Genomic DNA, 4,885 nt, shown 5'->3' with positions numbered 1-4,885 from the left:
TAGCAGCCCATTCGTTTTAAGATAAGAATATTTTTTCTTACCCTTTTTGTTATAAACACGAGTCTTATGATTTAAGGTTAGCTTGCCTTGCTCAGAATTTACATTTGACGTAGTAGTTTGAGCTTGAGCAATATTAGTCGTAGTAGCTGCTATTGATGCTATTGTCAATATTCCAGCTACTAAGCTAATAAACAATTTTTTGTTAATTTTCATTGTAATTACCCCTTTATCCTTAAATTCTAATAGCTAGTTGGTTAGTTGTCTATTAAGGGCTACCTTTACTGTACCAGGGCAACCTAGCATAATGCACATTAAAGGAAGCTAACTAGCCACTATCATATGAAATCTTTACGGTAAAGACAATCGAAATAGAATAATCGTCACTCTTACGGGTGCAAGGCTTATCACAGAGAAGGTGATAAACAAAAATCATCTTTTTACCGGTAAACAAAGAAGTGCAAGAAAGCTCGATTGCACAATACACTGGATCAAACCCAGAAAATGCTTGATCAGTCGCAACAGCTACAGCTAATAGCTGAAAAAAAAGTTGAAGAACTTAAAAAGATTTCAGATCGTCTAGCTAAAAAAGATAAAGACCACCCAAAACCCTGGTGGTCAAAATTCTTCTAAAAATGATATAATATCTGCAGCACATAAAAAGTATTACTTTGCAGAGTAATACTTTGATTTATATTTAGTCTCTAAAACATTATTCTCTTTTGAATAATGTTTTTTGTTAGCGTCATTTCCGTCTAGCTCGATCGCCAAAGACAATACCAGCTTCTAAAGAAATTTTCTACCATCTCCTTTATAGAGAACTTACTTATCTTTATAATTTTTCCCTGGTCTAAATTTTATAAATAATCCATCTGCAAATGCTTCATAAATATGATCATCTACTTTAGACCTAATCTTTAAATCTTTGCTTAACTTATTCAAAACATTTTTCCCATGTTTCTAATTAATCTAAATTGAGCCTAATAAGAATTAATTTATGTAATAAATTTTCTTACTCCTTTCTATTTACTCCTAGTTTATTACGATTTTATATAAGCATATAAAAAATGTCATATTTAACTCTTAATGGTTTAATATGACATTTAAAAATCTTATTTATTAGCAAGCATTAATTCTTCAAGCTCTTTACCATAACTGGGCATACCAGCAATTTTTATACATTTAGTTATTGTTTGTACTTCATCAAGATACTTGGAATTTTGATCATAGTGATATTTGATTATATTCTCAAAAGCTGGGGCAATAGTTTTATAGAAAAATATATCTGGTTTTGTTTTGATTTGTTGTTCACTACTAACATAAAATGCTGTTTCTTCAAATTTTTTGTTACGAATACATAAAATCATCATATTAATAATTATAGATAAAACTAACTTTTGAATATCAATGCTACTCGAGCCAATAAACTGACGTATTACTCTTTTTGAAATCAATAAATTACTATCTAAATCATAAAAACTCATAAGGTTGCAGTACAGTCTTAAACTATCAGAATTAAAATGAGAAACATCAAATGTTCTTTCTTTCAATCTATCTATAACGCCACTATCAATACTGGAAAGATTTTTGTTAATTATTGCAATAAAGATATCAATTATATCTAATTTATCTTCTTTATTTGGAAAATCACTTTCTGCAACAAAATTTCGTATTTGCTGCAGATCATGCACAGAATTTTGATAATACGCTTCATTAACCATTCTATCAATCTCTAGGTTCTCGTCATGTACGGTCTTCGCCTGGTGGTTTAACTTACCAAAAAAATCAGTTAATGAAATTTTGTTAACGTTTAATAGTTCAATTAAATTATCTGCTGAAATGCTGCTTAAATTTTTTTCAACTTTTGCATAAAATGACGGGCTTACCACATCATTAACCCATTGTTTTTGTGTTTTCCTTTGCTGAATGCGACAGTCTTTTAGTAATTCACCAATTGTCATTTTAATTTCCTCAACTATTTGATTAACTATCAAATATTAAACTTTTTGATTTTATTATAATCAAAAAATATAAAAGTATCATAAAATTAAAAATAAAAATTATATAATACTGAGGTAAAAATTGGTTATTACATTCTGTCAATGTCTAATGTCTTATTTTATGTTATTTAATATCGCAACCAAGTAAGTACTCTTAGAACCTTTTACAACTTATTTTTTATCGTCAAATTGGTATTGATTAAAATCAACAACTACATCATACTTTTGCAGTTCTTCTGGATCGTAATGATGAATAACTTCAACAAAAGTAAAGTTTGAATCAAAAATATATTGGTGAATTGCCTTTGATGAAGTTTTATCAAGTGAAGCATTAATTTCATCCAGTAATAAAATTGGTCGATTGGCTAAAATAGCCCGTGCCACCTCAATTCTGGACAATTGGCCACCAGATAGTTGATCTGCATTGTCACCTAATTGATAATCAAATCCCTTTTCTTTAATTAATTGTCCTAACTGTAGTCCTTGACATACCTCAAGAACTTTTTCTTTAGCTATATTGGCTCCTAGAGTTAGATTAAACCAAAGCGTATCAGAAAAAATAACTGCACTCTGGCTGGAATAGGCAAACAACTTAGTAAACGATCCTGCCGCTACTTCGTTATGATCAAGTATAATTTTTTTAGATTTACCATACTTACCATACATTAGAAACTGTAACATCGTAGATTTCCCTGATCCTGAGGGTCCGATGACCGCAACTTTTTGGCCAGACTTAATATCAAGATTAATATGTTGTGCTAATACCTTATCCTGACGCATTAAATCTAGGTCTTGCACTTGTAGTTCATTAAATGTAGGATTGTTGGTTTGTTCACGCTCCACATTATCTGCTTTTTGTATATATTGCTTTATCTTTCGCACAATTGGCTTTGTAGTAGACAAATTATTTCGTTCTTGCAAAATTTGTAAAATTGGATTTACAAATGAATTAGATAATTGCGTTATTGCAAAAAGAGCACCTAAAGTAGTTTGACCTTTAATTACTAATGCAATACCAATTGCAAACGGCAATAAATAAGTACCCATAATTGCAATTGCATTAAGAAAAGCACTGGTATTAGTATTAAGCACATTCATCTTGGCTAATTTTTCTTCTAATTGGTTAACTTTATACTGATTTTGTTTAACTGCATTATCCTGCTTATCATATAAATTAAAGGTAGCAGTACCAGATAACAAATTTTTAGTTTGATTAACATATTTATCATTAGCATTTGTCCAAGCTTCTGCAGCATTTTGAATAGGCTTTTGGAAAAAGGTGGAAACAATTGTTGGTATAACCGAACCAATAAAGAATATTATTGTAAGCTGCCAATTTAGATACAAAGCGAATGCCATAGCAAATACGACAGTGTATGAATAAATCAAAATTCCTATTTCAGCATCATAGCGATTTGTTTCCAAAAGTTTAAAATCATTAGTTAAGAAACCTAAATTAGAAGCATCTTCTTGCTCATCCGAGAGCATACCCCTCATCACTTTAAGCCTTAACTTAGTATTGACCTGCTTAGCAGCGTCTGCTTTAAGATAATCAAAAATTAATGTGGCGATTAAAATTAAGATCAATAACAAAATGTTTTTACCAAAAAAGATTGGAATAGCTGCAAAATTTTTAGCCGTTGCCAAATTAATTAACGAACCAACAATGTATGCTGTAACAATATTCTGCATACTGGAAATTAATCCAAAAATATTTAAACAAAAAAACTTAAAGTGCGAATAGTATTTATAAACCATGATTTTCTTTTCCTTTCAAAAAACCTTCGTTATTTATATAAATAATATAATTGCCTTTTTATTTTTATTAATAAAACTGTCATATTTGACGCAAATAAGGTGGATATGACAAATCCAAAAGCTAACAGAATTTATTTCCTATCGACTTTCACCTATGCCAAAATAACTCAACATAGTGTATTAATTGAAGTAGCGCTAAAGTCAAGTGGCTAGCAACTTTAAAAGGTTCATAAAAAATAAAGTAGTAATCAAAAAGAGGTAGGACAAAAGCCCACCTCTTTCTGATTACTACTTAAATAACCGAAGCATCTTTTCGATTAAATTGGCTAATTTATCAAAATCTTGTCCTAGCTTGCGCAATGCAGGCGTTAGACTGGTTAGTAGTAAACACTTCAGAAGAAATAAAAGTACAATCCTTCCCATGCTATCACCTTTTTTCGGGGAGGATCGAAAGTCGTACTTCACTATTCTATCATGTGTTCTTGTGCTATAATTTCAGTAGGAGAAATAAAGTGCGATCTTCGCATGCAAAAGAGGCGTACTAGACGTCTAGGCAATCCAATGGATTGCCTTTTTGTATATCTTCACTTTAACAGCACAGTCGCTTACTGGACTGCACGAACAATCGTATTTATTTATCTTTAAAATAATTTAAAAGGTGTGACTATAACATGAATACTACTTTAGTAATAATAATTATTATTTTAGCTTTAGAGCTTCTGCCAATTGATACTTGGCTTATTAAATATAATATGGTGATTGCTAAACCTATATTTTTTAGTTTAGCGTTGATTGCCGTGTTTGTTCTCTCTCTATTAGGCTTTTCAAAAGCTTTTCATTGGTATGATTATCTAATAGCGGTTATTGCATGTATTTATGAGTGGATAATATTCTTTAGAAATGCCAAAAAATCAGCAAAAGCAAACTAATTAGCTCTGCCAAAGATGATAGATTTCAATTTTATCTTGTTTAGATAAATTAAACATAAAAATACCCCCAAATTTGAAGTGCAACTAAAAAGTTAGACATTTTAATATTACGCAAGACTCAATGCACGATTTCGATATTTGATCGGGGTCGTGTATTTTAGTTTGTTTGATCTTCTAATATGATTGAACCAGTAAACGTAA

General features: G+C 30.4%; 6 protein-coding genes. 2 read left to right on the top strand and 4 right to left on the bottom strand.

Features of this window, described 5'->3' with window-relative positions:
* On the bottom strand, positions 1-213 hold a 213-nt coding region (locus F5ESL0260_RS09335), incomplete at its 3' end, for a hypothetical protein (protein ID WP_147444121.1).
* A gap of 258 nt (positions 214-471) precedes the next feature.
* Between F5ESL0260_RS09335 and F5ESL0260_RS09485 the strand changes: the two genes are divergently transcribed.
* Positions 472-630 (top strand): hypothetical protein, encoded by a 159-nt coding sequence (locus tag F5ESL0260_RS09485; RefSeq protein WP_158593834.1) that lies wholly within the window; start codon positions 472-474, stop codon positions 628-630.
* Positions 631-1,109: 479 nt separating this feature from the next.
* Here F5ESL0260_RS09485 and F5ESL0260_RS09330 read toward each other — a convergent pair whose 3' ends face one another.
* Positions 1,110-1,958, bottom strand: coding sequence for a helix-turn-helix domain-containing protein (locus F5ESL0260_RS09330; protein ID WP_122026726.1), 849 nt, complete (start codon positions 1,956-1,958; stop codon positions 1,110-1,112).
* Positions 1,959-2,168: 210 nt separating this feature from the next.
* Positions 2,169-3,755 carry an ABC transporter ATP-binding protein gene (locus F5ESL0260_RS09325; protein ID WP_122026725.1) on the bottom strand — a complete coding sequence of 529 codons (1,587 nt, stop codon included), beginning with the start codon at positions 3,753-3,755 and terminating at the stop codon, positions 2,169-2,171.
* A gap of 671 nt (positions 3,756-4,426) precedes the next feature.
* Here F5ESL0260_RS09325 and F5ESL0260_RS09320 point away from each other — a divergent pair.
* Complete coding sequence (locus tag F5ESL0260_RS09320; RefSeq protein WP_122026724.1) at positions 4,427-4,684, top strand: hypothetical protein; 258 nt, start codon at positions 4,427-4,429, stop codon at positions 4,682-4,684.
* Between the two features lie 107 nt (positions 4,685-4,791).
* Here F5ESL0260_RS09320 and F5ESL0260_RS09315 read toward each other — a convergent pair.
* Positions 4,792-4,885 (bottom strand): IS3 family transposase (locus F5ESL0260_RS09315; RefSeq protein ID WP_147444110.1); only part of this gene is annotated, 94 nt, incomplete at its 5' end.

Source organism: Lactobacillus sp. ESL0260 (genome assembly GCF_003692935.1).
GTDB classification, from domain to species: Bacteria; Bacillota; Bacilli; order Lactobacillales; family Lactobacillaceae; genus Lactobacillus; species Lactobacillus melliventris.
The sequence above is the reverse complement of the archived record's forward strand: the minus strand, read 5'-3'. Positions and strand labels throughout refer to the sequence as shown.

What these genes read in the sequence shown, in the direction of transcription:
- F5ESL0260_RS09320 (WP_122026724.1), top strand. Translation starts at nt 4,427, where the DNA reads ATGAATACTACTTTAGTAATAATAATTATTATTTTAGCTTTAGAGCTT.
- F5ESL0260_RS09325 (WP_122026725.1), bottom strand. Translation starts at nt 3,755, where the DNA reads ATGGTTTATAAATACTATTCGCACTTTAAGTTTTTTTGTTTAAATATT.
- F5ESL0260_RS09330 (WP_122026726.1), bottom strand. Translation starts at nt 1,958, where the DNA reads ATGACAATTGGTGAATTACTAAAAGACTGTCGCATTCAGCAAAGGAAA.